This window comes from Nocardioides sp. F233, assembly GCF_057813895.1.
This window is the reverse complement of sequence record NZ_JBVASH010000001.1, coordinates 124,318-149,440: the sequence shown is the minus strand read 5'-3', so window position 1 is coordinate 149,440 and position 25,123 is coordinate 124,318. Positions and strand designations below refer to the sequence as shown.

The 25,123-nt window shown below is 72.7% G+C and carries 23 protein-coding genes; 11 read left to right on the top strand and 12 right to left on the bottom strand.

All coding sequences use genetic code 11. The features are described from left to right. Positions 1–25: 25 nt before the first annotated feature. Positions 26–1,348 carry a hypothetical protein gene (locus ACZYRU_RS00755; protein ID WP_488955161.1) on the bottom strand — a complete coding sequence of 441 codons (1,323 nt, stop codon included), beginning with the start codon at positions 1,346–1,348 and terminating at the stop codon, positions 26–28. Positions 1,349–1,455: 107 nt separating this feature from the next. On the opposite strand from ACZYRU_RS00755, the gene ACZYRU_RS00750 reads away from it, so the two are divergent. Together ACZYRU_RS00750 and ACZYRU_RS00745 are read left to right on the top strand one after the other, a co-directional pair. Next, complete coding sequence (locus ACZYRU_RS00750; RefSeq protein WP_488955160.1) at positions 1,456–2,043, top strand: SigE family RNA polymerase sigma factor; 588 nt, start codon at positions 1,456–1,458, stop codon at positions 2,041–2,043. Further along, positions 2,036–3,145, top strand: a complete 1,110-nt coding sequence (locus ACZYRU_RS00745; protein ID WP_488955159.1) for a WD40 repeat domain-containing protein — start codon at positions 2,036–2,038, stop codon at positions 3,143–3,145. Before ACZYRU_RS00750 ends, ACZYRU_RS00745 begins: the two co-directional genes overlap by 8 nt. Here ACZYRU_RS00745 and ACZYRU_RS00740 read toward each other — a convergent pair. After that, positions 3,127–4,692, bottom strand: coding sequence for a PucR family transcriptional regulator (locus ACZYRU_RS00740; RefSeq protein ID WP_488955158.1), 1,566 nt, complete (start codon positions 4,690–4,692; stop codon positions 3,127–3,129). The two genes, ACZYRU_RS00745 and ACZYRU_RS00740, sit on opposite strands and share 19 nt — an antisense overlap. 89 nt (positions 4,693–4,781) lie before the next feature. Between ACZYRU_RS00740 and ACZYRU_RS00735 the strand changes: the two genes are divergently transcribed. Together ACZYRU_RS00735 and ACZYRU_RS00730 are read left to right on the top strand one after the other, a co-directional pair. Next, positions 4,782–6,269, top strand: a complete 1,488-nt coding sequence (locus ACZYRU_RS00735) for a CoA-acylating methylmalonate-semialdehyde dehydrogenase (protein WP_488955157.1) — start codon at positions 4,782–4,784, stop codon at positions 6,267–6,269. A gap of 5 nt (positions 6,270–6,274) precedes the next feature. Beyond that, positions 6,275–7,651 carry an aspartate aminotransferase family protein gene (locus ACZYRU_RS00730; protein WP_488955156.1) on the top strand — a complete coding sequence of 459 codons (1,377 nt, stop codon included), beginning with the start codon at positions 6,275–6,277 and terminating at the stop codon, positions 7,649–7,651. A 191-nt stretch (positions 7,652–7,842) separates the two neighbouring features. Here the strand turns inward: ACZYRU_RS00730 and ACZYRU_RS00725 are convergent, their stop codons facing one another. Both ACZYRU_RS00725 and ACZYRU_RS00720 read right to left on the bottom strand, forming a co-directional pair. Continuing rightward, positions 7,843–8,646: a PadR family transcriptional regulator gene (locus ACZYRU_RS00725; protein ID WP_488955155.1), complete on the bottom strand. Its 804-nt coding sequence runs from the start codon at positions 8,644–8,646 to the stop codon at positions 7,843–7,845. 264 nt (positions 8,647–8,910) lie between these two features. Further along, positions 8,911–10,851: a M3 family metallopeptidase gene (locus tag ACZYRU_RS00720; protein ID WP_488955154.1), complete on the bottom strand. Its 1,941-nt coding sequence runs from the start codon at positions 10,849–10,851 to the stop codon at positions 8,911–8,913. 160 nt (positions 10,852–11,011) lie between these two features. On the opposite strand from ACZYRU_RS00720, the gene ACZYRU_RS00715 reads away from it, so the two are divergent. The 6 genes from ACZYRU_RS00715 (at position 11,012) to ACZYRU_RS00690 (ending at position 16,615) form a co-directional block, all read left to right on the top strand. Beyond that, positions 11,012–11,542: a TasA family protein gene (locus tag ACZYRU_RS00715; protein ID WP_488955153.1), complete on the top strand. Its 531-nt coding sequence runs from the start codon at positions 11,012–11,014 to the stop codon at positions 11,540–11,542. A 35-nt stretch (positions 11,543–11,577) separates the two neighbouring features. Next, positions 11,578–12,126 carry a signal peptidase I gene (locus tag ACZYRU_RS00710; RefSeq protein ID WP_488955152.1) on the top strand — a complete coding sequence of 183 codons (549 nt, stop codon included), beginning with the start codon at positions 11,578–11,580 and terminating at the stop codon, positions 12,124–12,126. A 186-nt stretch (positions 12,127–12,312) separates the two neighbouring features. Beyond that, positions 12,313–14,115, top strand: a complete 1,803-nt coding sequence (locus ACZYRU_RS00705; RefSeq protein ID WP_488955151.1) for an Ig-like domain-containing protein — start codon at positions 12,313–12,315, stop codon at positions 14,113–14,115. Further along, complete coding sequence (locus ACZYRU_RS00700; protein WP_488955150.1) at positions 14,115–14,510, top strand: hypothetical protein; 396 nt, start codon at positions 14,115–14,117, stop codon at positions 14,508–14,510. Before ACZYRU_RS00705 ends, ACZYRU_RS00700 begins: the two co-directional genes overlap by 1 nt. Position 14,511: 1 nt before the next feature. After that, positions 14,512–15,249 carry a response regulator transcription factor gene (locus ACZYRU_RS00695; RefSeq protein ID WP_488955149.1) on the top strand — a complete coding sequence of 246 codons (738 nt, stop codon included), beginning with the start codon at positions 14,512–14,514 and terminating at the stop codon, positions 15,247–15,249. Positions 15,250–15,340: 91 nt separating this feature from the next. Beyond that, entirely contained in the window at positions 15,341–16,615 is a 1,275-nt protein-coding gene (locus ACZYRU_RS00690) for a sensor histidine kinase (protein ID WP_488955148.1), read from the top strand. Here the strand turns inward: ACZYRU_RS00690 and ACZYRU_RS00685 are convergent. From ACZYRU_RS00685 to ACZYRU_RS00665, 5 genes are all read right to left on the bottom strand, one after another. Then, positions 16,587–17,804 (bottom strand): RNA polymerase sigma factor, encoded by a 1,218-nt coding sequence (locus tag ACZYRU_RS00685; protein ID WP_488955147.1) that lies wholly within the window; start codon positions 17,802–17,804, stop codon positions 16,587–16,589. The two genes, ACZYRU_RS00690 and ACZYRU_RS00685, sit on opposite strands and share 29 nt — an antisense overlap. Next, on the bottom strand, positions 17,801–18,151 hold the full coding sequence (locus ACZYRU_RS00680; RefSeq protein WP_488955146.1) for a YciI family protein: 351 nt from the start codon (positions 18,149–18,151) through the stop codon (positions 17,801–17,803). Before ACZYRU_RS00680 ends, ACZYRU_RS00685 begins: the two co-directional genes overlap by 4 nt. 119 nt (positions 18,152–18,270) lie before the next feature. Further along, the gene (locus ACZYRU_RS00675) at positions 18,271–18,423 is read right to left on the bottom strand and encodes a DUF1905 domain-containing protein (protein ID WP_488956232.1); all 153 of its coding nucleotides are present in this window, start codon (positions 18,421–18,423) and stop codon (positions 18,271–18,273) included. 131 nt (positions 18,424–18,554) lie between these two features. Then, positions 18,555–19,913 carry a type II toxin-antitoxin system HipA family toxin gene (locus tag ACZYRU_RS00670; RefSeq protein ID WP_488955145.1) on the bottom strand — a complete coding sequence of 453 codons (1,359 nt, stop codon included), beginning with the start codon at positions 19,911–19,913 and terminating at the stop codon, positions 18,555–18,557. Then, positions 19,910–20,149, bottom strand: a complete 240-nt coding sequence (locus ACZYRU_RS00665; RefSeq protein ID WP_488955144.1) for a helix-turn-helix transcriptional regulator — start codon at positions 20,147–20,149, stop codon at positions 19,910–19,912. Before ACZYRU_RS00665 ends, ACZYRU_RS00670 begins: the two co-directional genes overlap by 4 nt. A gap of 171 nt (positions 20,150–20,320) precedes the next feature. On the opposite strand from ACZYRU_RS00665, the gene ACZYRU_RS00660 reads away from it, so the two are divergent. Next, on the top strand, positions 20,321–21,604 hold the full coding sequence (locus tag ACZYRU_RS00660; RefSeq protein WP_488955143.1) for an MFS transporter: 1,284 nt from the start codon (positions 20,321–20,323) through the stop codon (positions 21,602–21,604). Here the strand turns inward: ACZYRU_RS00660 and ACZYRU_RS00655 are convergent. From ACZYRU_RS00655 to ACZYRU_RS00645, 3 genes are read right to left on the bottom strand one after another with little or no spacing between them, the layout of a single operon-like run. Further along, on the bottom strand, positions 21,577–22,428 hold the full coding sequence (locus tag ACZYRU_RS00655) for a metallophosphoesterase (protein ID WP_488955142.1): 852 nt from the start codon (positions 22,426–22,428) through the stop codon (positions 21,577–21,579). The genes ACZYRU_RS00660 and ACZYRU_RS00655 overlap by 28 nt on opposite strands. Beyond that, positions 22,425–24,269, bottom strand: coding sequence for a putative nucleotidyltransferase substrate binding domain-containing protein (locus ACZYRU_RS00650; RefSeq protein ID WP_488955141.1), 1,845 nt, complete (start codon positions 24,267–24,269; stop codon positions 22,425–22,427). The genes ACZYRU_RS00655 and ACZYRU_RS00650 overlap by 4 nt, the downstream gene beginning before the upstream one ends. A gap of 12 nt (positions 24,270–24,281) precedes the next feature. Then, complete coding sequence (locus ACZYRU_RS00645; protein ID WP_488955140.1) at positions 24,282–25,115, bottom strand: glutamate ABC transporter substrate-binding protein; 834 nt, start codon at positions 25,113–25,115, stop codon at positions 24,282–24,284. Positions 25,116–25,123 lie beyond the last annotated feature (8 nt).

The following is a 25,123-nucleotide window of genomic DNA, read 5'->3' as shown; positions in this document are numbered from 1 at the left end:
TGAAGCCGAGACGGGCTGGCCACGATCAGCGCCGTGCCCGCAGCCGGACCACCCCGGCACCGAGGCAGGCCACGCTGGCCGCGGCCAGGCCGAGCCCGGCCCAGTGCCGGGTCGAGAACCAGCCGTCGCCGCCGATCGGGCTGCCCGAGGCCACCGCGGCGAAGGTGTCCTCGCCGACGAGGAACGGCCGGTCCGGGGAGTAGCCCTCCAGGCTGGTCTTCTTGTCCTGCGAGACCACGACGCCGTCGTACGTCGGGGTGGCGCCGGCCCGGTGGTTGATCGCGACGGTGACCTTCACCGGGACGGCGACCGCCTTGCGCTTCTCCGACTCGGGCCGCGGGGAGACCGCGAGCGAGACCCAGTAGTCGCCGGGCAGCCGGTCGTCGACCTGGCGCACCGGGAAGCCGGAGCCGACCAGGACGGTCGGGTCGCGGTCGGCGGACTCGGCGAGGTACTGGCCGGTCGGGGAGTCCTCGGCCGCCGAGTCGGCGTGGACCATCCGGCCGCGCGTCGGGTCGACGAGGTGGAGGGTCAGGTTCGGTCCGCTGTAGGCGAAGGCGTCCTTGTCCTCCGCGGTGGCGACGTCGACGCGCACGACCGGCAGGTCGCCCCACGTCAGCGGCACGCGCCACAGCTGCTCGGTGCCCTCGGTGATCGTGGTGCTGACCGTCGCCGGTCCGTCCTGGACGTCGATCTCAGGCGCCTCGTCGAAGGACGTCGCGCCCTGGAGCGGCTCGGCCTTCCCCGCCTTCGGGCGGTCGTACGTCGGCGCGTCGTCCGGCTTCGCGTCGCCGCTCCCCGACGACGGGGCCTCCTCGACGACCTTGATCACGTAGGGCAGGTCGGTCGTCGGCGAGCCGTACCCGCGGTTGACCTCAATCTCCACCGTGCCCGCGTCGCGGCAGGTCTCGCCGGTGCTGCCGTCCTCGCCACCGACCACGACCCGGGCGCCGATGACGGCCTCCGGCACGTTGCTCTCGGCGGTGTCGTTCTCGTCGCCGCAGCTGGTGAGGTCGCTCGACCCCTCGGTCGCGACGCCCGCGAGGACCCGGATCCCGTCGCTGCTCTCGCCCTGCGGCGCACCCAGCACGCCGATGTGGACCCGGCTGCCGTTGATCCGGCGCTGGTAGCTGAAGAAGTGCGGGTACGACGGCCCGAGGGTCGCGCGCCACAGGCCGGGCGCCAGCGCCAGGGGTTGGGCCTCGTCGGTGCTCGCCTTCGCGGGCAGCGGCACGCCGCCCAGGTCGACGCCGGTGGTGGCCGCCGCGGCGCCGTACCCGGTCGTCAGCGCCAGCCACGCCAGGGCGGTGGCACTGGCGAGCAGGGCGGGAGCGCGTCGCGGACTCACGCCTGAACCTTATGAGACCCAAAAAGATCCGGAGCGCCCCAACCCGACCGGCTCGTCGCGCGTCCTTCTGTGAGCACCACACCGACACGCAGGAGAGGATGGCCACCATGGCGCTGCGCGCATCTCGGGGCCCCACCGACGAGGAGTTCGCCGAGCTGGTCCACGTGGCCTGGCCCGGGCTGTACCGCACGGCCCTGTTGCTGGTCCGCGACCACGCGCTGGCCGAGGACCTGGTCCAGACTGCGCTGGCCCGGACCTACAGCCGCTGGTCGGGGATCAGGGACGTCGGCGCCGCCCGGGCGTACGCGCGACGGGCGTTGGTCACGACGGCGACCAGCTGGTTCCGGCGCCGCTCGTTCCACGGGGAGCGGCCGACCGCGGACCTGCCGGAACCGGTCACCGACCACGACCCGCGCGGCCCCACCGGAGACCGGATCGACCTGCTGGCGGTGCTCGCGCAGCTGGCTCCGCGACAGCGCGCGGTCGTGGTGCTGCGCTACTACGACGACCTGTCCGTGGAGGAGACCGCCGACCTGCTCGGCGTCACCACCGGCACCGTGAAGAGCCAGACCTCGGCCGCGCTCGGCAACCTGCGCCGCCTGCTCGGCGACGGCGTCGACCTCCCCGACGCAGCCGCCCCCACCCCCTCGACCACCTCGCTGACCGCCCCGACCAACGGAGGCCACCATGGCTGAGCGCCTCACCGACCTGCTCCACCACACGGTGGACGACGTGCCCGTCCCCCACCCGGACGCCTTCGCGATCGCCACGGCGGGCCGCGCGCGTCGTACCCGGCGCCGGGTCGGGACCATCGCCGTCGCTGCCGCCGTCGTCGCCGCCACCGGGGTCGGCGGCGCGGTCGTCGCCGGCCTCGACGACGGCCCGGCCCGCAGCTCGCACATCGCCACGCAGGACCCGGCCGACGAGGCGTATGCCGAGCTGGGGGCGTTCTCCGTCGGCGAGCACGTCTCCGTCGGCGACTCCACGGCCGACCTGTCCCCCGCGCCCCACCACCTGGCCCAGACGTCGGTCGGCGTCGTCACCCAGCAGTTCGGCAGCTCCGACGGCAAGGCGTTCAGCCTGGTCCGCCCGGACGGCACGGTGACGCCGCTGTCGATCCCCGTCGACGCGTGGAGCGTCTCCGGCGACCCGCACCACCCCCGGGTGGCCTGGCTGGTGCCGCTGAAGAACGAGGGCTGGATCCACGTGTGGGACGTCACGGACGACAAGGAGCTGACCACCCTGCGGGTCGACCTGCCCGGCGAGACCCCCGAGGGTGGCAAGTCGGGCCTGCGGGAGGTCCAGCTGGACGGCGACTTCGTCTACGTCGGGACCGACGTGCGCACGGCGCACCGGGTCGACTGGCGGACCGGCGAGGACCAGGAGCTGCCGTTCTCACCGGTCGACGTGCACGACGGCGTGGCGACCTCGTTCGACGACAACGGCCGCTGGACCGTCGTCGACGCCGCGACCGGCGACGTGATCCGCGACCTCGGCCCGCGGATCGAGACCACGAAGCTCTCGCCCGACGGCGACCACGTCCTCGTCGTGCGCTTCGACGGCACCGGGTCCGTGGCGACCGTCGAGCCGGCCGCGGGCGGGACGCCGGTGGAGCTGCCGGGGTTCACCGGCCTGAGCAGCTGGACCATCGGCGGCCGGGTCGTCGGGCAGCTCGACGAGGAGCCGGCGACCCTGCGCCGGTGCGGCGTCGACGGGACGTGCACGGACGCCCCGATCCCGTGGATCGACGAGGAGAACCCGATCGCGCTGCCGGCGGACTACCTGATGGTCGGCTGACCCATCACCTCGCGCGCCAGCAGCGCGACGTGGAGGGCGAGCACGTTCTCCGGGTCGGCCAGGTCGATGTCGACGACGTGGCCGATCCGCTGCAGCCGGGCGTAGAGCGCCGGCCGCGAGATGTGGCAGATCTCCGCGGTGCGGACCTTGTTGCCACCGGTGCGGCAGTACGCCGCCAGCGTGGTCGTGAGCTGCTCCCCCGTCCGGGCGTCGTGGGCGAGCAGCGTGCCGAGCTCGCGTTCGACGTACTGCTGCACGCGGGGGTCGTTCTGCAGCAGGTGGAGCAGGCCGCGCAGCCGCAGGTCGTAGAGGCGGACGGCCCGCGCTGGGGCGGTGGGTGCGGCGGAGTCGGCGACGACGAGCGCCTCGCGCACGCTCCCGCCCGAGCCCGCGACGTCGTCGACGGCCGAGCCGACGCCGACGACCAGGCGGGTGCCGGTGCGGGCCAGCCGCTCGACCAGCCGGTCGGTGACGGCGTCGGCCGAGCCCGGCGCGTGGGCGACCAGGGCGACCACCCGCTCGTCGTCGACGAGGCCGACCAGCCCGCTCGTGCGGCGTACCCGCAGCTCGTCGAGCAGGTCCGAGGCCACCCCCCGCAGCTCATCGGCGTCCGGCCCCGGCAGCCGGACCACCATCCCGGTGACGTGCCTGCCCTTCCAGCGCAGCCCGAGCGAGGTGAGCCGGGAGGCGAGGTGGGGGACGTCGACGCCGGCGGCGAGCTCGGTGAGCAGGGTGCGGTGCGCCTGGAGCTCGAGGTTCTGGGCGTCGCGGTCGATCAGCCGGCCCATCGCCAGCGCGGTCGCGCCGCGCTCGAGGAGCATCTGCTGCCGGGGCGTGATCGCCTCGTCGGTGCCGTCGGTCAGCAGCACGAGGCGGCCGAACCGGCCCGGTTCCGGGCCGACGTCGACGGCCGCGTCGGTGCCGAGCATCCGCGCGCTGCGGGAGCGGCGCTCCCAGTCGCCGATCACCGCGTCGTGGTCGCGGCCGGCGGTGCTGTAGGCGATGACGTGGTGGACCAGGTTCTCGAAGACCACCGGCCGGTCGGCCATCTCGGCGACCAGGTCGACGACCTGCTGCGGCCGGGCCCGACCGAGGGTGAGCCGGGTGAAGGCGCGGTGCGCCTCCTCGGACGCCTCCAGCTCGGTCATCTGCGCGTTCACGACGATCTGGTGGACCGCCTGGGTGACCGCCACGAACGAGGTCTCGCGGCGGAACGCGATCAGCGGCAGGTCGTGCTCCTCGGCGGCCTCGACCAGGGCGTCCGGGAGCCGGTCCGTGTAGCGCCGGCCGAGCTCGATCGCCAGGCCGGCCAGCCCGACCTCGGCGAGCCCGGAGACGTACTCGCGCAGGCCGCGCTCGGTCGACGGCAGCAGGATGCCGGTGTTGAGCAGCAGCTCGTCGCCCTGAAGGAGCGGCGCGATGTCGACCAGCTCGGCGACGTGCACCCATCGGATCGACCGCTGCAGCCGGCCCGCGCCGGCGAGCACCACCGGGTCGCCGCGCCGCACCTCCGGCAGCACCAGCACCTCGGCCAGAGTCGGCAGCATCGGGCGACTTCCAATCTGTAATGACGATCCGCGATCTCGTGACAGATTGATGCTACTCAGCAGCCGGTCGGTGCGCCTACCTTCGAGTCATGAGCACGATCAGCCACTGGATCGACGGCGCCGCAGTGACCGTCCCCGACGCCCGCACCCAGCCCGTCTTCAACCCCGCCACCGGCGAGGTCACCGGCCAGCTCCAGCTCGCCGACACCGCCCTGGTCGACCGGGCCGTCGCCTCGGCGGCGGCCGCCGCGACGGCGTGGGGCCGCTCGAGCCTCGCGCGTCGTACCCAGGTGCTGTTCGCCTTCCGCGAGCTGGTCCGCAGCCACGCCGACGACCTGGCCGCCGCGATCACCGCCGAGCACGGCAAGGTCCTCGACGACGCGGCCGGCGAGGTCGCCCGCGGCCTCGACAACGTCGACTACGCCGTCGGCATCGCCGAGCACCTCAAGGGCAGCTACTCCTCCGAGGTCAGCACCGGCATCGACGTGCGCACCGTCCGCGAGGCGCTCGGTGTCGTCGTCGGCATCACGCCGTTCAACTTCCCGGTCATGGTGCCGCTGTGGATGTGCACCACCGCGATCGCCGCCGGCAACGCGTTCATCCTCAAGCCCAGCGAGCGCGACCCCTCGGCGTCCCTCCTCCTCGCCGAGCTGTGGAAGCAGGCCGGCCTGCCCGACGGCGTCTTCACCGTCGTCCAGGGCGACGCGACCGCCGTCCAGTCACTGATCGACCACGAGGACGTCGCGGCGGTCAGCTTCGTCGGCTCCACCCCGGTCGCCAAGTCCGTCTACGAGTCGGGCACCCGCGCCGGCAAGCGGGTCCAGGCCCTCGGCGGCGCCAAGAACCACATGGTCGTCCTGCCCGACGCCGACCTCGGCATGGCGGCCGACGCGGCCGTCTCGGCGGCGTACGGCTCCGCGGGTGAGCGCTGCATGGCGGTCTCCGTGCTGGTCGCGGTCGGCGACGTCGCCGACCAGCTGATCAAGGAGATCACCGTCCGCGCCAACGACATCGTGGTCGGCGACGGCACCGTCGCCGGCACCGGCATGGGCCCGCTGATCACCGAGGCGCACCGCGACCGGGTCGCCGGGTACGTCGACGCCGGGTCCGCCGCCGGCGCGACGGTCGTCCTCGACGGCCGGCAGTCCGAGCTCCCGGCGTCCGGCTTCTTCCTCGGGCCCTCGCTGATCGACAACGTCTCGGAGGAGATGTCGGTCTACCGCGACGAGATCTTCGGCCCGGTGCTGTCGGTCGTGCGGGTCGACACCTTCGACGACGCGATCGCGCTGATCAACCGCAACGAGTACGCGAACGGCGTCGCGCTGTTCACCCGCGACGGCGGCGCCGCCCGCCAGTTCGAGCGCGAGATCGAGGTCGGCATGGTCGGCGTCAACGTGCCGATCCCGGTTCCCGTCGCGCACCACTCGTTCGGCGGCTGGAAGAACTCGCTGTTCGGCTCGCACCACATGTACGGCCCCGAGGGCCTGGCGTTCTTCACCCGCGCCAAGGTCGTCACCTCCCGCTGGCCCGACCCGGCGACCTCGACGGTCGACCTCGGCTTCCCGCGGAACCGGTGAGCACGATGACCCTCCTCGACTCCGCCACCAACTCGCCGGCCGACTCGCTCGCCGCGACCGTCGTCGCCGACGACAAGGCGCACGTGTTCCACTCGTGGTCGGCGCAGGACAAGATCAGCCCGCTGCCGGTCGCCGGCGGCGAGGGCTCCCGGTTCTGGGACTACGAGGGGCGGAAGTACCTCGACTTCTCCTCGCAGCTGGTCAACCTCAACCTCGGCTACCAGCACCCCGAACTGGTGGCAGCGATCCAGGAGCAGGCCGCGCGCCTGTGCATGGTGCAGCCGGCGTTCGCCAACGACGTGCGCGGCGAGGCCGCCCGGCTGATCGCCGAGCGCGCCCCGGGCGACCTCAACCACGTGTTCTTCACCAACGGCGGCGCCGAGGCCAACGAGAATGCGATCCGGATGGCGCGGCTGCACACCGGCAAGCACAAGGTGCTCTCGACCTACCGCAGCTACCACGGCGCCACCGCCGGCGCGATCGCGCTGACCGGCGACCCGCGGCGCTGGCCCTCCGAGCCGTCGATCCCCGGATCGGTGCACTTCTGGGGCCCGTACACCTACCGCTCGGCCTTCCACTCCACGTCGGAGGCGGAGGAGGGGGCCCGCGCCCTGCAGCACCTCGCCGACACGATCATGGTCGAGGGCCCCTCGACGATCGCCGCGATCATCCTCGAGACGGTCGTCGGCACGAACGGCATCCTGGTGCCGCCGCCGGGCTACCTGGCCGGCGTACGCGAGCTGTGCGACCGGCACGGCATCGTGCTCATCGCCGACGAGGTGATGGCGGGCTTCGGCCGCTGCGGCGAGTGGTTCGCGATCGACCACTGGGGCGTCGTACCGGACCTGATCACGTTCGCGAAGGGCGTGAACTCCGGGTACGTACCGCTGGGCGGCGTCGTGATCTCGGAGCAGATCTTCGACACCTTCCGCGAGCGTGCCTACCCCGGCGGCCTCACCTACTCCGGCCACCCGCTGGCCTGCGCGGCCGCGGTCGCGTCGATCAAGGTGATGTCGGACGGCGTTCTGGACCACGTGAAGGAGATGGGTCGTGACGTGATCGGTCCCCGGCTCGCGGAGCTGGCTGCTCGCCACCCGTCGGTCGGCGACGTGCGCGGGCTCGGCATGTTCTGGGCGATCGAGCTGGTCCGCGACCGCGAGACCCGCGAGCCGCTCGTCCCGTTCAACGCCGCCGGCCCGGACGCCGAGCCGATGGCCCGGTTCACGGCCGCCTGCAAGGAGCGCGGCCTGTGGCCGTTCGTGCACTTCAATCGCACCCACGTGGCGCCGCCGTGCACCACCACCCGGGAGGAGCTGCTCGAGGGCCTCGCCATCCTCGATGAGGCGCTGAGCGTGGCGGACGAGTACTACACCGGCTCCTGAGGTCCCGCCGACCCGGCAGGAAGTAGCCCCGAAAACGGGCCGACCCGGCACATAGTGGTTCCGAAAACGAGCCAACCCGGCACAAAGTGGTTCTTTGTCAGGCCACTTTGTGCCGGGTCGGCGTCGTTTTCCGGCCAGTTCGCGCCGGGTCGGCACGTATCAGGAGCCAGTTCGCGCCGGGTCGGCACGAATCAGGAGCCAGTTCGCGCCGGGTCGGCGGGGTCCTCGGGGTCGGTCTCCCGGCTCGGGCCGTCGGCGAGGATGCCGTAGAGGCTGCGGCGGGCCTCGACCAGGACGTCGACCGCGGCCCGGCGCTGGGCGTCGGAGCCGGCGGTCACGATCTGCCAGACCGCGCCCATGACCTGGCCGATCTCGGCCTTGAGGTCGGCGTGACCCTGGTCGGCGGTACCGGCCTGGGCCTTCTCCCGTGAGCGGTCGAAGGGCTCCCAGACGGCGGTGAGCTCGTCGGCGTGCTCCTCGCACCAGGCCGCTCCCGCGGCGGTGAGCCGCATGGCGCGGCGGCCGCGGGTCTCGTCGATCTCGACGAGGTCCTCGTCCTGGAGCTGCTGGACGGTCGGGTACACCGAGCCGGGGCTCGGCTTCCACACACCGCCGCTGCGGTCGGTGATCGCCTGGATCACCTGGTAGCCGTTCGGCGACTCCTCGCGCTGGTTGGCGTCGCGGAGCACGTCGAGGATGGCCGAGCGGACGTCGCCGCGGCGTACCCGCGGGCCACGGCCCGGCTCGGGGCGACCCATGCCGAACAGGCCGGCCAGCCACGGCGGCGGCATGGCCGGTCCGCCCGGTCCACCCGGGCCGAAGCCGGGGCCTCCGTGGCGGCCGCGGCCACGGCCGGGCTCGCCCCACTCCCAGCCGGCCCAGGCACCGCCCCAGGGACCGGGGCCGCCGCGGTTGCGGCGCTGGAAGCCCCGGGGCTCGGAGCGACCCCAGGGGTCGCGGTCGTCGTACGGACGTGAGTTCTCGTGGTGTCCCATGGCGGGACCTCCTTCGGTTGCGGGGGCCTCGTGAGCCCCGTTTCGGTTTGAGATATCGCGAGAACAGTTCGTGTTCGTATCGCGATATATCGCCACCGTACGCGACGAGAGGTCACAGATCAAGGGGTCGGCGTAACGGCAGCCCTATCGAGCCTGCGCGGGGGCGCCCTTGTAACTAAGTGTTACGTCACCGATTTGGGACGCAAGGGGCTCAAGTGGTGGATATTCGAGACGTAACACTTAGTTACAAGTGCCGCCGCCGGCTCAGCGGGCCAGCCAGGCGGCGTACGCGTCGAACGACGACGGCCGGCCGAGGAAGTCCGCGACCAGGTCGGCGGCATCGCCGGCGCCACCGGGGACGAGCACCCGGTCGCGATAGCGCTGGGCGACCTCCGGCGTGAACAGGTCCGACTCGTCGAAGGCGCTGAACATGTCCTTCGCGATCACCAGCGACCACATGTAGGTGTAGTAGCCCGAGCTGTAGCCGCCGAGGTGGCCGAAGCTGGCGAACATGTGGGTGCCGGGGAGGTAGGGCAGCGCGGCGTACCGCGCCTGGAGCTGGACCATCCGGTCGGTGAGGTCGGGAGCGTCGTCGCCGTGGACCCGGTCGGCGTGGAACCAGTACGACATGGCGGCGTAGAACATCTGGGTGCGGGCGTAGATGCCCTTGCCGTAGTCGTCGGCGGCGCGCATCGCGGCGACCAGGTCGGCGGGGATCGGTTCGCCGGCCGCGTCGGTGGCGAAGGTGCGCAGCACATCGGCGTGCCAGGCCCACTCCTCGAGCATCTGGCTGGGAGCCTCGACGAAGTCCCACTCGGTGGCGACGCCGGCGTAGCGGAACCAGTCGCCGTGGCCGCCCAGGACGTGGTGCAGCAGGTGGCCGAACTCGTGGAAGAGCGTGACCACGTGGTCGTGCTCCATCAACCCGCGGGAGAAGTTGCAGACCAGCACGCCCTCCGGCAGCTGCTCGCCGGCCACGCCGTCGGTGAGGGTGAACTGCGCGGCGTGCTTGTACTTGCCGTCGCGCGGGTGCAGGTCGAGGTGGATCCGCCCGATCGGCTCGTCCTCGCCCGCCCGAAAGACGTCGTACGCCGTCACGTCCTCGTGCCACACGGGTGCATCGACCTGCTCGTAGCGCAGTCCGAACAGCCGCCCGGTGACGTCCAGCAGCCCCGCGCGCACCTTCGCGAAGTCGAAGTAGGTGCGCACCCGCTGGGAGTCGACGTCGTACTTCTCGGCGCGGACCAGCTCGGCGTAGTGGTTGTAGTCGTAGCCGGGGACCTCGGTCGCGTCGGGGACGTCGCGCCGGTAGCGCTCGAGCAGCTGGGCCAGGTCGCGGCGCATCGGCTCCTCGGCCGCCTCGACGATCCGCTCGATGAACACCGGGATGGCGGGTCCGTCGCCGATCATCTTCACGTCGGCGTCGTACGACGGCCAGTCGGCGTACCCGACCGTCGTGGCGAGCTCGTGGCGCAGCGTGAACAGCTCGGTCAGCAGCGGCTCGGTGGTCGGCCAGCCGCGGTCGAGGAACGCGATGGTCACCTCGCGGCGCACGTCCTGGTCGCGGGCGAACATCCGCACCGGCACCGAGTCGGGGTAGTCGGTGGTCACGGTGACCATGCCCTCGTCGTCGACGGGGTGGGCGGACAGCCAGTCGTCGGGCATGCCGGCGAGCTGCTGCGGCGTGACCCGCACGGTGCGGACGTCGTCGCGGATCACCCGGCTGAACTCCTGGTCGAGCTCGGTGATCCGCTCCCTGACCTCGGCGATCCGGGTGCGGGTGGCCTCGTCCTTGTCGACGCCGGAGCGGCGGAAGTCGTCGCGCACCTTCGCCAGCAGCCGCGCGGCCAGCGGATCGTGGGCGACCGCGCTGTCGTCGATGGCCGCGAACACGTCGTACAACGCACGGTCCAGGCCCCAGGCGGTGCCGATCCGCTGCGCCTCCTGCTCGGCGGCATCCGCGAGGTCGCGCACCTCGTCGGAGGGGTGCACGTTGCCGAACAGCGAGCCCGCGGCGGCGGCGTTGCCGAGGTGGCCGGCGGCGCGGTCCCACTGGCGCAGCACGGCGACCGGATCGGCCGGCGGGTCGGCCTTCAGTACGTCGACCAGCTCGGTCGCCCGCGCCAGCTCCGACCGGGTGCGCGCCTGGAACCAGGCGGGCCAGTCGGCGGCGGACGTGGGCAGGTCGAGGGGAGCCGGCGTCATGGCGCAAGCGTACGAGTGCCCCGCGTGGCGACCTGTGGCGATATCGGGGAGGTACGGCGGACTTCGCGTGGACCGGCTGTGGATCGCCACGGAGCAGTGTTCCTGTCATCACCACTGCCGCTGCTCATGACGAGCACGACCCCACAGGAGAACCACCGCCATGCGACTGTCAAGCAAGATCCTCGTCCCGCTCGCCACCCTGTCCGCCGCCGGCGCCATCGCCGTGGGCTCCGGCGCGACGTTCACGTCGCACTCGGGCAACACCATCAGTGCGGTCACCTCGGGCACGCTGTCGCAGGCGAACTCCAAGGACGGCGGTGCGATCTTCGACCTCACCAACCTCAAGCCGGGCGACACCCTCAACGGCACCCTGTCGCTGACCAACACCGGCAGCCTCCCGGCGTCCTTCAGCCTCACCGAGGCGTCGTCGACCAACGGCTTCACCGGCGACGACCTGAGCCTGGCCATCACCAACACGACCACCGGCGCCACCGTCTTCAACGGCACCTTCGGCGGTCTGGTCGACGGGGCGAAGACGGACATCGGCGTGATCCAGCCGGGCGCGGTCAACAGCTTCCGGTTCACGGTCAAGCTCGCCACCACCGCCCCGAACGCCGACCAGGGCAAGGCCGCCTCCGCTGTGTACCAGTGGGACTCGGTCCAGCTCAACGGCGACACCGTCAACAACTGACCATGGCCGCCCACCGCCGTCCTCACCGTCCGGGCGTGGCCCGTCGCGTCGCCAGCGGCGTCGGCACGTTCGCTCTGGTCGTCGTCTCGCTCGCGGCGGTCGCGTTCGTGCTGCCGTCGGCCCTGGGCTTCCAGCGCTACGTGATCACCGGCGGGTCGATGACCGGGACGTACGACAAGGGCTCGGTGGTCTTCGAGCGCGAGGTCCCGGCGAGCGACCTGGCGGTCGGCGACGTCATCACCTACCAGCCGCCCGCCGCGTCCGGCGTGACCACGCTGGTGACCCACCGGGTCATCCGGGTCAAGCACGACGCGCAGGGCCGGCAGGTGCTGCGCACCCAGGGCGACGCGAACCCGGACCCCGACCCGTGGCGGTTCTCGCTGACCTCGCAGGAGCAGCCGGTGGTCGTGTTCTCCGTGCCGTACGTCGGCTACGCCCTGATCGCTCTCGCCGACCGGGACACCCGGATGCTCGTCATCGGCGTACCGGCCGGCCTGGTCGCGCTGCTCAGCCTCGGGCAGCTCGTGGCCGCACTCCGCTCCCGTCCTGACCCGGCGCTGGGGGGTCGAGTCCGGACGGCCTGACGGCAGCTGCCGTCGACTGGGGGACAGCCGGGCTCGCGTCTGTGGGAACGCGGGCCCGGCGCTCCATGTCTCCGCCCCCTTTTGTGGAGATCGCGTGGGCTGCGCGTGGATCTCCCGTGGTGTCGTCCTCCCTAGCGTTGAGGACGACACCTTGCCGTCTCCCTCCTCCGTCACGAAGGACGCCCCATGCGATTCCCGACCACCCTGCGCCTGGCCGTCCTCGGCCTGCTCGGCGCGTGGCTGGTCCTGGCGTCCACGGCGTCCTCGGACGCGACGTACGTGCAGTCGACCACCAACACCGCGACCGTCCGGGCGGCGGCCGAGTGGACACCGCCGGCCGTCGTCGTCGCCCAGCCCGGCACGTCGGTCCAGGGCACCGTCACCCTGACCGCGACCGCGACCGACGCCGAGTCCGGCATCACCTCCGTCGCCTTCCAGTACCTCGCGCCGGGCGCGAGCACGTGGACCACGGCGTGCACGACCACGACCGCGCCGTACAGCTGCGCGTGGAACACCCGCGCCGGTGCCGACGGCGGCTACGACCTGCGCGCCCGCGCCGTCAACGGCGCCGGCTACACGACGGTGTCGGACACCGTCAGCACCACGGTCGCCAACAACGTCCTCGTGGTCCTCGGCGACCCCGGCGACGTCGTGCGGGGCACCGTGTCGCTGAAGTCCACCGTCTACAACGGCGGCGTCCTGCCGTGGCTGGTCACCGTCCAGTACACGACCAGCGGTGGCAGCAGCTGGAAGACGCTGTGCAGCGGGCTGAGCACGCCGTTCACCTGCTCCTGGTCGACGACGGCCTTCACCAACGACTCCTTCGACCTGCGTGCGGTCGCCACGGCCGGCCTGACCTCCAGTACCTCGGCCGTCGTCAGCGACGTGCTCGTCGACAACGCGGCGCCCACGGTCACGATGGTCGACCCCGGCACCCCGCTCAGCGGTACGGCGACCTTCGCGGCGACCGCGGGCGACGCGGGCTCCGGCGTGCAGCAGGTCGTGCTCCAGTACGCCGCCACCGGCGGCGGCTTCCAGCCCCTGTGCACGCTCACCGTGGACCCGTACTCCTGCCGGTTCGCCACGACGGCACTGGCCGACGGCAGCTACGCGTTCCGCGCGATCGCGACCGACGCCGCCGGCAACACCGCCACGTCGGCGCCGGTGACCGGTCGCGTCGTCGACAACACCGTCTCGTCGGTGTCCCTCGACGACCCCGGCGCCTTCCTGTCCGGCAAGGCGACGATCACCGCCCAGGCCAGCTCCACCGCCGGTATCGCCGCGGTCCGGATCCAGTACGCCGTCAGCGGCACCACGTCCTGGACCGACCTGTGCACGGCGACCACCGCGCCGTACTCCTGCAGCTGGGACACGACGACCGTCGCCAACGGCTCCTACGACCTGCGGGCCGTCCTGACCGACGGCCACGGCTCGACCTCGACCTCGGCGGTCGTCAGCGGTCGCCGCGTCGACAACAGCAGGCTCCGTGCGGTCGACGTGCAGACCAGCAACGGGGACGGGACCGCCGGCCGCGTCGGCGCGGGCGACACCCTGACCCTGACCTACAGCGACGTCGTCGCACCGGCCAGCATCACCGCCGGCTGGACCGGCACCTCGCTGCCGGTGACCCTGCGGCTGCGCGACGGCAACCTGCTCGGCGGCACCAGCAAGACCGATGCGATCGACGTGCTGCGCAACGGCGCCGCCGTCCAGCTCGGCTCCGTCGGGCTGCGTGAGGACTACGTCAAGGGCCGCAAGACCGCACAGCTCAACGCCACGATGACGGCGACCACCGTCACCGTCGACGGCATCGACCGCACCGTCGTCACCATCACGGTCGGCACCCTGGCGAGCGGCAGCGGGCTGCGCACCGTGACGACCCCCTCGACCATGGTGTGGACACCGTCCACCGCGGCCCAGTCCACGAGCGGCGGCGCCTGTGCCGCGACCCCGGCCACCGAGTCGGGCGCGGCGGACCGGGAGTTCTGATGGGCGCTCACACCCGGGGTTCGTGGACGGCCGCAGTCCTCACCGCGCTGCTCGGCGCGGGCCAGGTCGGCTGGGCGATCGGCGGCGACCGCGCCACGACCACCGCGCTGGTCCTCGCTCCGCTCAGCCTGCTCGCCGCGGCAGCGCTGGCCCGGGTCAACTGCCTCGAGACGCGGCTGGCCGTGGTCCTCGTGGCGACCGCGCCGATCCTGCTCACCGCGCTCGCGCTGACCATCGGGCTGCCGGGCCAGGCGCGGCAGGTCCTCGACGCCGCCGCCGTCGCCGGCCTGGTGGTGCCGTTCGCCGTACTGGTCGCGATCGACGCGGACCGTCGGATCCGCACCCGCCGGGCGCGGTCGGCCGGTTCGCACGACGACGACCCCTATGCTCGGTGAGGTGCCCGTGCGCCTGCTGATCGTCGAGGACGACGACGCCATCGCCGCCCCGCTCGTGCGCGCCGTCCAGCGCGAGGGGTACGACGTCGACCGGGTCGCGGCCGGCCAGCCGGCGATCGACCAGGTCGCCGCCGGCGGGGTCGACCTGCTGCTGCTCGACCTCGGGCTGCCCGACATGGACGGGCTCGACGTGTGCCGGCAGGTCCGGGCCGACGGCTTCGAGGGCGGCATCGTCATCCTCACCGCCCGCGCCGGCGAGCTCGACCGGGTCGTGGGCCTCGACGTCGGCGCCGACGACTACCTCGCCAAGCCGTTCAGCCTCTCCGAGCTGCTCGCCCGGGTGCGGGCCCTGCTGCGCCGCTCGCACCGGCCGGGCGGGGCGACGGAGGCGGCCGACGTGCTCGTGGCGGAAGACGCTCCGACCGTGCCGACCGACCCGGCCGCGCCCGCAGGCGAGTCCTTCCGCGTGGACCGGGACGCCCGACGGGCCTGGGTCGGCGGGACCGAGCTGTCCTTGACCGCCAAGGAGTTCGACGTCCTGGCGCTGCTCGACGAGCGTCGCGGCGCGGTGGTCACCCGCGAGGACCTGATGGCGCAGGTGTGGGACGAGAACTGGTTCGGGTCGACCAAGACGCTCGACACGACGGTCGGCCGGCTGCGCCAGAAGCTGGTCGACGGCTCCGCACCGATCCGGCTCGACACCGTGCGCGGCGTCGGCTTCCGGCTGGAGGAAGGCTGACCGATGGCGCCGTCGCGAGCGTCGGGTGGTGAGTGCGCCGGCACGGCGCAAGCGCGATCGACCTGCGTTCCTCCCGAGGACGCCACGTCCGATGCGTGAACGGCTGATGCTCGCGTTCGTCGGCCTCGCGGTCGCGGTGATCGGCCTGTACGGCGTGCCGCGGGCCTACTTCCTGGCCGACCTGGTCCGTGAGCACGCCCGTACCAGCCTGGCGGGCAGCGCGGCGGTCCTCGATGACCTGGTCACCGAGCGGACACGCACGGGGGGCGAGGTCGACGCGGCGCTGCTCCGGAGCGGTCTGGTCGCCGCCGACCGCGTCGAGCTCGACCGGCCCGCGGGCAGCCCGCTCGTCGTGGGCGACGGCGCCACCGACGCGGAGGGCGTCACCGTCACCCGCCACCTCGCTGACGGCAGCACCCTGCGGTTGAGCGTCTCCGGGGAGTCGATCGGTGCGAGCATCCGCGAGGCCCTGCTGCCGCTGGTCCTCCTCGGCCTGGGCCTCGCGATCGCCGCCGCCGTGCTGGGCGCCCTGATCGCCCGTCGGCTGTCGCGGCCCTTCCAGGACCTCGCGCGGTTCTCCCGCGAGCTGGGTCACCGCCGGTTCGACATCGACGTGCCGTCGTACGCCGTCCCGGAGGCGGACGCGATCGGCGCCTCCCTGCGTGGTGCCGCCAGCCAGCTCGACGGACTGGTGCGGCGGGAGCGTGGGTTCGCCGCGAACGCCTCCCACCAGCTGCGCACGCCGATCACCGCCCTCCGGCTCAACCTCGAGGACCTCACCCTGTGGCCCGAGACCGACCCTGCGGTCGCGACCGAGCTCGAGCGCGGCCTCGGCGAGCTGGACCGCCTCAGCGGCGCCATCGACCAGCTGCTCGACCTGGCCCGCGGCCGGCGGATCGAGGCGCAGCAGGTGGTCGACCTCGTCGCCGTCGTGCGCGCGGGCGAGGCACGTTGGGCGCGGCGCCTGGCCGCGGAGTCGCGCGAGCTCGTCGTCGGGCAGGTCGGACGACGGTCCCGCACCCCGGTGCCTCTCGGCCCGCTGGAGCAGGTTCTCGACGTCCTCATCGACAACGCCCGCAAGCACGGCCGGGGCACGATCACGGTCGAGGTCCGCGACGCCGACACCCACCTCGAGATCGCCGTCGGCGACGAGGGCACGGCGCCGCTGAGCCCCGAGGTGTTCCGGCGCGGGGTGAGCAGCGGATCCGCCGGCTCGGAGGGGATCGGCCTGGCCGTCGCGGCGGAGCTGGCCGAGGTGTGCGGTGGTCACCTGTCGCTCGACACGACGTCGGCCACGACGCGGTTCGTGCTGTGGCTCCCGCCCCGCGACCGCACCGTCACCCGGCCAGCTGTCCCCGCTTCCTGAGCAGGAAGGCGCGCTCGGCCTGGTTGTCGCACACGGCCAGCGCGGCGTCGTACTGCTCCCGGGAGTCGGCGCTGCGGCCCGACCGGCGCAGCAGCTCGGCCCGCGTGGCGTGCCAGGCGTGGTAGCCGTCGAGCGGCAGCCGTTCGACGATCGCGAGGGCGACCTCGGGGCCGTCGAGCTCGGCGACCGCGACCGCGCGGTTGAGCGCGACGATCGGCGACGGGTCGATCCGGGCGAGCTGGTCGTAGAGCGCGACCACCTGGGACCAGTCGGTCGCGGCGGCGGTCGGGGCGTCGGTGTGCACGGCATTGACCGCGGCCAGGATCTGGTAGCGGCCGGGGCGGTTGGCGGCGAGGCAGGCGCGCACCAGGTCGTGGCCCTCGGCGATGAGGGCGCGGTCCCAGCCGCCGCGGTCCTGCTCCTCGAGCGGGACCAGCTCGCCGCCCCGCACCCGTGCGGTACGACGCGCCTCGGTCAGCAGCAGCATCGCCAGCAGACCGGTGGCCTCGAGGTCGGCGGGCAGCAGCTCGTGGAGGATCCGGGCCAGCCGGATCGCCTCGCCGGTGAGCTCCTCGCGGATCGGGTCACCGTCGCCGGAGGAGAGGTAGCCCTCGTTGAAGATCAGCAGCAGCACGGCGAGCACGGCACCGACCCGCGCGGGCAGGTCCGCGGCCGCGGGCACCCGGTAGGGGATGTTGGCGCCCTTGATCTTGCCCTTGGCGCGGGTGATCCGCTGCGCCATCGTCGTCTCCTGGACGAGGAAGGCGCTGGCGATCTCGGCGACGGTGAGGCCGCCGAGCAGGCGCAGGGTGAGCGCGATCCGTGCCTCCGGCGCGAGCGACGGGTGGCAGCAGGTGAAGATCAGCCGGAGCCGGTCGTCCTCGATGACGCCGGTCGGCTCGTGGGGTGTGTCGTCCTCGATCATGACGGCGGCCTGGTGCTTGCCATCACGGAGCTTCTCGCGGCGGAGGCGGTCGATCGCCCGGTTCCCGGCGGTGGTGGTGAGCCACGCGCCCGGGTTGGGCGGTACGCCGTCCACCGGCCACCTCTCGAGTGCGGTGACGAGCGCCTCGCCGGCCGCGTCCTCCGCCAGGTCGATGTCGCGGAAGCGACGGACCAGGGAGGCGATCAGCCGGCCGTACTCGTCGCGGAAGATCCGTTCGACGGCCTCGCGGGCGTCCTGGCTCATTCGGCCTGGAAGGGACGGACCTCGACCTTGCCCTGGCAGGCCTTCGAGCCCGCTGCGGCGTACCTCATCGCGGTGTCGTGGTCGGGGACGTCGATGATCCAGAAGCCGCCGATGTGCTCCTTGGTCTCGAGGTAGGGGCCGTCGGTGACGACCGGTGCGTCGCCGGTGCCGTCGACGACGGACGCGGACGCGACGGTCTCGAGCCCACCCGCGAACACCCAGACGCCGTCGGCCTGGAGCTGCTTGTTGAACCGGTCGGTGTCGGCGAACATCTGCTGCATCTGCTCGGGGGTGATCTGGGCGTAGCCGTCCTCGTTGCCGTGCACGGCCAGCAGGTACTGGGTCATGGGATCTCCTGGTCTCGGTCGGTGCGGGACGGTCCCGATGACCGTCGCTCACCCTCTCCACGAACGGGCGATGCTCGGTACGACAGCCTTGCACGGTTCTTTTTCTCGCGGGTACGGCGTCAGGCCAATCGCTCGGTCAGGTGGATCTCGACGGTGTCCCCGGCCTGCTTGCCCGAGTCGACCCGCAGCGCGGTGGCGACCGGCAGCTTGTGGGTGCCGTCGCCGAGCGCCATGAACGAGGGCCCGGACGGCGAGCTTGCGAGCCGGCCGATCAGGCCCGAAGGTCGAGTAGGCGCGCGGCTGCGAGCTTGCGAGCAGGCGCGACCGCCGTATCGAGACCCAGTCGCGTCTCGATACGCCCTCGGCTAGCGCCTCGGGCTACTCGACGAGCTCGGGGCCCGATTCATCGGCGCGGCGGTCGCGGGCCTCGCCGCCGCGACGACGTCTCCGTCGCGTCCCGTGGCGCCGCCTTCGCGGCAGGCACCGGAGCCGGGGTGCTGCCCGACGACACGGCGTCGTCGACACGGGCGCGCACCACGTCCCACGCCTCGGGCGGCACCCCTGGATGGTCGGCCGGGTCCTCGAGGTCCATCGCGGATGCGAGGTCGTGCACGGTGCCGAGGACGAGCGACTGGGCCCGACGTCGGGTCATCCCCCACCCGACCCCTTCGTCGACGAGGTCCGTGAGGCGGATGTCGTTCATCGTGAACGTGCCGTTGACGTCGAGGGCGCTTCGGTGGTTGTCGCGCGGATGGTGCAGGTGCATCGCCACGTCGTAGGCCGGGCTCAGCGCGACTCGCCCGTCCCGCATGCGGAGGAACGAGATGTTCTTGGCGTGCATGTCGGTGTTGCCGATCAGGTACGAGAACGTGGCCAGTCGCAACAACGGAGCGGGGTCACCACCGCCGTCGCTCAGGACGTCGTAGGCGTGCTTCAGCGACGGCATCCTCGAACCCCACTGGAACTTCCGGTTCGGGTCTCTCGTGTCGAGGCCGATCGCCTGGGCGAGGTCCTCCTGGTGGATCCGCAGATCCGGGCCGTCGAGGTCGCGGTCGTAGCGTGAGACCGCGATGGCCCGTACGTCGTCGAGGTCGAGAATCTCGGCCCGGATCGACGTCAGTCCGATCCGGCGCGCCAGCGCCAGGCTCAGGACCTCGGTGTCGATCACGTCGCCGACGTTCGACTCGGGTGACCACGCACGCTTGATGATCCACGTCGAGGCAGCGCCTTGCTTGCACGCGTACCAGCCGGTCTCGTCACGGTGCAGGGTGATCTTGGGAACCATGCCCGGCAGCGTGGAGGACTCCCCCGTGGCACCGGTGGGGTCGGCAGGGGAGTGCTGGTCGGCGGTCCTGACCCGCTCGGCAACCTCGGCGAGGCCGAGCGGCTCGTAGCGTCCGGCACGTGTGGGATCGCCGTGGCCTGCGGCGACGACCTGTGCCGCGCCGGGCGTGTCACGCCCGTAGGCCCGGATGAGCGCGTACGAGTCGTCGGGGGGAACGCCGACCGACAACGCAGCATTGGTGCGGGCGTTGCCTTCAGGCAGGAGACCGTCGATGTAGTTCCTCACCAACGGCGGCACCGCGGGCCTGCCGATGGGCATCGTCGCCGAGAGCACGCGGGAGCCCTGGCCGAAGGTGTCCCCTGCTTCGTCGGTCCACGTCAGGGCCATCCGTCCGTGGACGTCTTCGTCCAGGCGCGCGAGGTTGACGCCGTAGAGCCAGATGGCGAGCGGTTCCCGGGCCCCCGTCGGCTGACTCACCCGGCGTCCCCTCGATCGTCCCTGACGATCTCGATGTGGGCGCCGAGGTCGCGCAGGATCTCGAAGAGGCGACCGGCGTAGAGCGTCGGCCGGCCGGATTCGAGGTCGTAGATGTAGCGGCGCGAGATGCCGAGGGTGTCGGCGAGCTCCTGCTGGGTGACGTCGCGGTCGTAGCGCAGGCGGGCGAGTGCCTCGCCCAGTGCCTTCTGGGACCGAATGGGGTTGTTGGCGGCCATGCAGCACCTCCTGATGCGTTGATATTAACCCATCGGCGCAATGGGCGAATATCAACGCAACGTCCGAATGGGTGGATATGCACCCTCGCCGATGTCGGTCAGCACATCCACCGCCGCTCCCGGCACCGGGCCGATTCATCGGCGCGGGCACACGCTCCGTAGCCTGCTCCGGTGAGTTTGCGCGGGATGCTGGCCGACACCCGGCCGCTGCAGGACCCGCACTTCCGGCGGCTGTGGTCGGCCAACATCATCACGGTCGTCGGCGCGCAGCTCACCGTGGTCGCGGTGCCGGCCCAGATCTACGCGGACACCGGCTCGTCGGCGTACGTCGGCCTGACCGGCGTCTTCGGCCTGGTCCCCCTCGTCGTGTTCGGCCTGTGGGGCGGCGCGCTCGCCGACCACTTCGACCGGCGCACGATGCTCCTCGTCACCACGTGCGGGCTGATCGGCACCGCGGCGCTGTTCTGGCTGCAGGCGGCGCTCGGGATGAGCAACGTGTGGGTGCTGCTCGGGCTGTTCTCGGTGCAGCAGGCGTTCTTCGCGGTCAACCAGCCGACCCGCTCGGCGGTGCTGCCGCGACTGCTGGACGACGAGGTGCTGCCCGCGGCCAACTCGCTCAACATGACGGTGATGCAGGCCGGCGCGATCGGCGGGCCGCTGATCGCGGGCATCCTGATCCCGTTCACCGGCTTCGCCTGGCTGTACGCCGGCGACGCGGTCTCGCTCCTCGCCACCCTGTGGGCGGTGGTCCGGCTGCCGTCGTTGCCCATCGAGGGCGTCAGCACCGGGACGCCCGGCCTGCGCTCGGTGATCGAGGGCATCGCCTACCTGCGCGGGCAGCCCGTGCTGATGATGTCCTTCGTCGTCGACATCATCGCGATGGTCTTCGGCATGCCACGCGCGCTGTTCCCGGAGATCGCGCACGAGAGCTTCCTCGGCCCCGACGAGGGCGGTCTCGCGTTCGCGCTGCTGTTCGCCGGCATCCCCGCCGGTGCGGTGCTGGGCGGTGTCTTCTCCGGCTGGGTCTCGCGGATCTCCGCGCAGGGCCGGGCGGTGGTGTGGTGCATCGTGGTGTGGGGCCTGGCGATGGTCGGCTTCGGCCTGGCGGTGCTCGGCGCGGACGCGACTCCCGGGGCCGCCCGCGGCTGGCTCGTGGTCGCCGTCCTCATGCTCGTCGTCGGCGGCGCCGCCGACATGGCCTCGGCCGCCTTCCGCACCTCGATGCTGCAGACCGCGGCCGCCGACGAGGTCCGCGGCCGCCTGCAGGGCATCTTCGTCGTGGTCGTCGCCGGCGGCCCGCGGATCGCGGACGTCGCCCACGGTGCCACCGCCGCCATGGTCGGTACGGCGACCGCGGCAGCCGGCGGCGGCGTGCTGGTCGTCGTGCTGGTGGTCGCGGCAGCGCTCGCCGTGCCGTCGTTCGTGCGTTACCGGATCACCTCGACGACCGCCTGAGGTCCACCGGCCTCCCACCCCCGCCACGGGCTGCGCGGCGTGGCACGGTGGTCGGGGTCGACGCCGACGATCCGCCCACCCGGGAGGGTGAGCGTGACGTGCCGGTCGTCCTCGTCGAGGTGGGCGTGGGCGGCGAGGTCGGGCGGGAGCCGCCAGGCGCCGGCATCCCAGTCCCAGGCGGAGGAGTGACCGTGCACCTGGCTGAACGGCAGCGTCTCCCCGGCCCAGGAGACCGCCAGCTCGCTCGCCGCGGCCGCCCACAGTGGACCGGCCAGCGGGTCGGGGTCACGGCCCTGCATCATGCAGCCGGCCCGGAACAGCGCGGGATCGTCACCCAACGCACGGATCGCAGCCACCGCCTCCGCCACCGTCGGCGGTGCGCCCAGCACCGACCGCCAGAAGGAGGAGGTCGCGCCGGCGTGGGTGACGAGGAGCTGCTCGCCGGCGACGGACAGCCCGACCGCAGCGACCATCAGCCCCTCGCGCCACCACGCCTGCACCCGGTCCGCGGCCCGCGGGTCCAGCGCCGGCGACCACTGGAAGGCGGCCCGGCGGACGTACTGCGCCTCGTGGTTGCCGATCAGCTGCACCCACTGCCCGGGCTGCTGGCGCAGGTAGCCGTCGACCTGGCGCACGACCTCCTCGGAGTCCGGCCCGCGGTGGACGAGGTCGCCGACCTGGACGACGCTCAGCGCGGGCGGGAGCGGGCCCCGCCCCTCATCGGGTACGCCGAGCCGGGCCAGCTCCGCACGCAGCTCGCCGAGGTGCCCGCCGACGTCACCGATCACGGCGACCCGCGGGTGGTCGGTCACCGGATCGGTCATCGGCCCCAGCGCTCCGGGTCGTCGTACAACGCGATGTTGTCCATCCGCCGCTGCGCGGCGGCGATCTCGCGCACCGCGCGGGTGATGATGCTGCGGTCGATCGCGGAGACGGCGTTCAGCTCGACGAGGTCGCTGGGGGCCAGGTCCTGCTCGACCTGGCGCAGCTGGTGGCGCAGCCGGACCCGTTGCAGCGCCTCGAACACCTCGACCAGGGCGAGTGCCTGCGGGGCGGGGAGGGCCGTGGTGCCGGAGGCGGCGCGGAGCCGCTCGGTCGTCGCCAGGGCGGGCGAGCCGACGCTGAGCGCGGTCCACCGGGCGAGGTTGACGATCGGCAGCAGGGCGTGGGTCTTGAGGTCGAACCGGTCGCGGCCGCGGCCCGGGACCAGGTCGCGCAGCGAGCGCATCCGGGCCCGCCGCGACAGGGACTCCTGGAGCAGCAGCCGCATCGTGCCGGGGTGCCCGCGCATCCCGGCCATCACCTGCGCGACGGCGGGCAGGCCCGGGTCGCCGTAGATCGGGCGGCCGTCGACGAGCAGCGAGGTCATCATCGCGCCGTTGTTGCGGTCCGGTGCGGCCAGCCACTGCTCCCCCGCCGCGCGCCAGGCCGCATTGGTGCGGGAGAAGGCGTCGCGGGCCGCGGTCGCGCCGTGCTGGTCGCCGGTCAGGCCGGCTGCGGCGAGGGCGTCGGCGATCTCGGCGAAGACGTGGCGGTAGCGGACGATGTCGTCGGCCGTGACCGCGTCGTCGAACGCGGCCGCGGAGTCGATGTCGGAGCTGGGGACCGCCTCGCCGCGGCCGTTGCTGCCCAGCGAGAGCCAGGTGAACGCATCCGGGTCGAGGGCCGGGTGCCGGGCGAAGGCGAGCTCGATCATCCGGCGCACGGTCGTGTCGAGCATCGCCGTGTGCACCCGGATCACCTTGCCGGACGCGAGCCCCCCGTCGAGGAGCGTCGCCAGCACGCCGGGGATCCCGCGCGCCCGCTCCTGCAGCTCCTCGACACTCGCGGCCCGACGCAGCTGCTCGTGCAGGGACACCCCGGCGGTCGTCGACGACACCACGAAGTCGCGGGGCTCGACCGATCCGCGCAAGGTGCCGTCGCGGTCGACGACGAGCACGTAGTCGGCCTTCCGGTCGAGCAGCAGGATCAGCGCCTCGGCGGCCGAGGACCCGCTCACCACCTGGTGTGGGGTCTCGCCGGCGACCAGCTCACCCACCGCGGTCTCGGCCGTCACGTCGCCGGCCAGCACCCGCTCGCGCAGCACCCGGTCGGTCACCATCCCCCAGCCCTCCGGCAGCCGGACCGCGGCGTACCCGTGCCGCGCGGCGGTCATCGCCCGCGCCACGTCGACCACCCGGTCCGCGGGGTCGACGACGACCGGCTCGCTGACGACGAGCTCGTCCACGACGACGTACGCCGGGGACTCGGAGGCCGGCGGGCCCGCCAACCGGTCCGGTACGACGACCGGCCGGTCCCCCGCGAGCAGCTCCGACACGCGGGCCGCCGGGAGTCGGATCACCGTGACGGGTCCGGCGGCGACCGCGAGCGGCCCGATCGCCCGCCCGGTCAGGGTGGCGTCGAGCCCGAACACGTCGTGCGGCCCGAGGACGAAGTCGGGGGCGTCCGGCTCGCCCTCGGGGTCGACCCACAGCGCGACCTCGCCCGCCACGACGACGAAGACGTGCCGCGGGGTGGCGGTGAACGCGTCGAGCAGCACCTCCTGGTCGGCGTGCTCCTCGACCTTGGCCGCGCTGCCGAGGGCGGCCACCTCCGCGTCGGTGAGCTGGTCGAAGGGTGGGGTGGCCCGGAGGGCGGCGAGCACCTCGGGCGAGGGGACCGGCACCGGCGTCGGGCCTCAGGCGGTGCCGGGCTTCGGCGGGTCGGGGATCTTGTAGCCCGAGTCGCCGACCGACTGCTTCAGCGCGGCCTTCCAGGAGCCGTCTTCGACGTACTGCTCCAACGCCGCGTTGACCTGGTCGACCAGCTCCTGGTCGCCCTTCTTGATCCCGATGCCGTAGCGCTCGTCGGTGAAGCCGTCGCCGACCACCTTGAGCTTGCCCTTGTACTTCTTCTCGCTCGCGTAGCCGGCGAGGATCAGGTCGTCGGTGGTGACGGCGTCGACGGTGCCGTCGAGCAGCGCGGCGACGCACTCGGAGAAGCGCGGGTACTCCTTGAGCGTGATGTCGCCCTTGTAGTGCATGCGCACGTAGTCCGACGACGTGGTGCTGGTGACCGAGCAGAGAGTGCGTCCGTCGAGGGTCTTCGGGCCGGTGATCTCCGTGTCGTTGCGGCGGATCAGCAGGTCCTGGTGGGCGACGAAGTACGGCCCGGCGAAGTCGACGGCCTGCTTGCGTTCGTCGGTGATCGAGTACGTCGCGACGACCAGGTCGGCCTGCCCGCTCTCGAGCAGCTGCTCGCGCTCGCCGGGGTCGGCCCGCACCCAGGTGATGTCCTTCGCGTCGACGCCGAGCGCCTTGGCGACGTACGTGGCCGTGTCGACGTCGAAGCCGCTGTAGGTGTCGCCCTTCCTGAAACCCACGCCGGGCTCGTCGAAGGAGATGCCGATGGTGAGCTTGCCGCCCTCCTGGGCGCCCTTCACCAGGTCGGGGGACTTGATCTCGCCGTCGCCGCTGCAGCCGGCGAGGGTGGTGGCGACGACCGCCAGGACGATCGCGATGCTGCTCCGCACGGTTGTCC

What these genes read in the sequence shown, in the direction of transcription:
- ACZYRU_RS00750 (WP_488955160.1), top strand. Translation starts at nt 1,456, where the DNA reads ATGGCGCTGCGCGCATCTCGGGGCCCCACCGACGAGGAGTTCGCCGAG.
- ACZYRU_RS00745 (WP_488955159.1), top strand. Translation starts at nt 2,036, where the DNA reads ATGGCTGAGCGCCTCACCGACCTGCTCCACCACACGGTGGACGACGTG.
- ACZYRU_RS00740 (WP_488955158.1), bottom strand. Translation starts at nt 4,692, where the DNA reads ATGCTGCCGACTCTGGCCGAGGTGCTGGTGCTGCCGGAGGTGCGGCGC.
- ACZYRU_RS00735 (WP_488955157.1), top strand. Translation starts at nt 4,782, where the DNA reads ATGAGCACGATCAGCCACTGGATCGACGGCGCCGCAGTGACCGTCCCC.
- ACZYRU_RS00730 (WP_488955156.1), top strand. Translation starts at nt 6,275, where the DNA reads ATGACCCTCCTCGACTCCGCCACCAACTCGCCGGCCGACTCGCTCGCC.
- ACZYRU_RS00725 (WP_488955155.1), bottom strand. Translation starts at nt 8,646, where the DNA reads ATGGGACACCACGAGAACTCACGTCCGTACGACGACCGCGACCCCTGG.
- ACZYRU_RS00720 (WP_488955154.1), bottom strand. Translation starts at nt 10,851, where the DNA reads ATGACGCCGGCTCCCCTCGACCTGCCCACGTCCGCCGCCGACTGGCCC.
- ACZYRU_RS00715 (WP_488955153.1), top strand. Translation starts at nt 11,012, where the DNA reads ATGCGACTGTCAAGCAAGATCCTCGTCCCGCTCGCCACCCTGTCCGCC.
- ACZYRU_RS00705 (WP_488955151.1), top strand. Translation starts at nt 12,313, where the DNA reads ATGCGATTCCCGACCACCCTGCGCCTGGCCGTCCTCGGCCTGCTCGGC.
- ACZYRU_RS00700 (WP_488955150.1), top strand. Translation starts at nt 14,115, where the DNA reads ATGGGCGCTCACACCCGGGGTTCGTGGACGGCCGCAGTCCTCACCGCG.
- ACZYRU_RS00690 (WP_488955148.1), top strand. Translation starts at nt 15,341, where the DNA reads ATGCGTGAACGGCTGATGCTCGCGTTCGTCGGCCTCGCGGTCGCGGTG.
- ACZYRU_RS00685 (WP_488955147.1), bottom strand. Translation starts at nt 17,804, where the DNA reads ATGAGCCAGGACGCCCGCGAGGCCGTCGAACGGATCTTCCGCGACGAG.
- ACZYRU_RS00680 (WP_488955146.1), bottom strand. Translation starts at nt 18,151, where the DNA reads ATGACCCAGTACCTGCTGGCCGTGCACGGCAACGAGGACGGCTACGCC.
- ACZYRU_RS00665 (WP_488955144.1), bottom strand. Translation starts at nt 20,149, where the DNA reads ATGGCCGCCAACAACCCCATTCGGTCCCAGAAGGCACTGGGCGAGGCA.
- ACZYRU_RS00655 (WP_488955142.1), bottom strand. Translation starts at nt 22,428, where the DNA reads ATGACCGATCCGGTGACCGACCACCCGCGGGTCGCCGTGATCGGTGAC.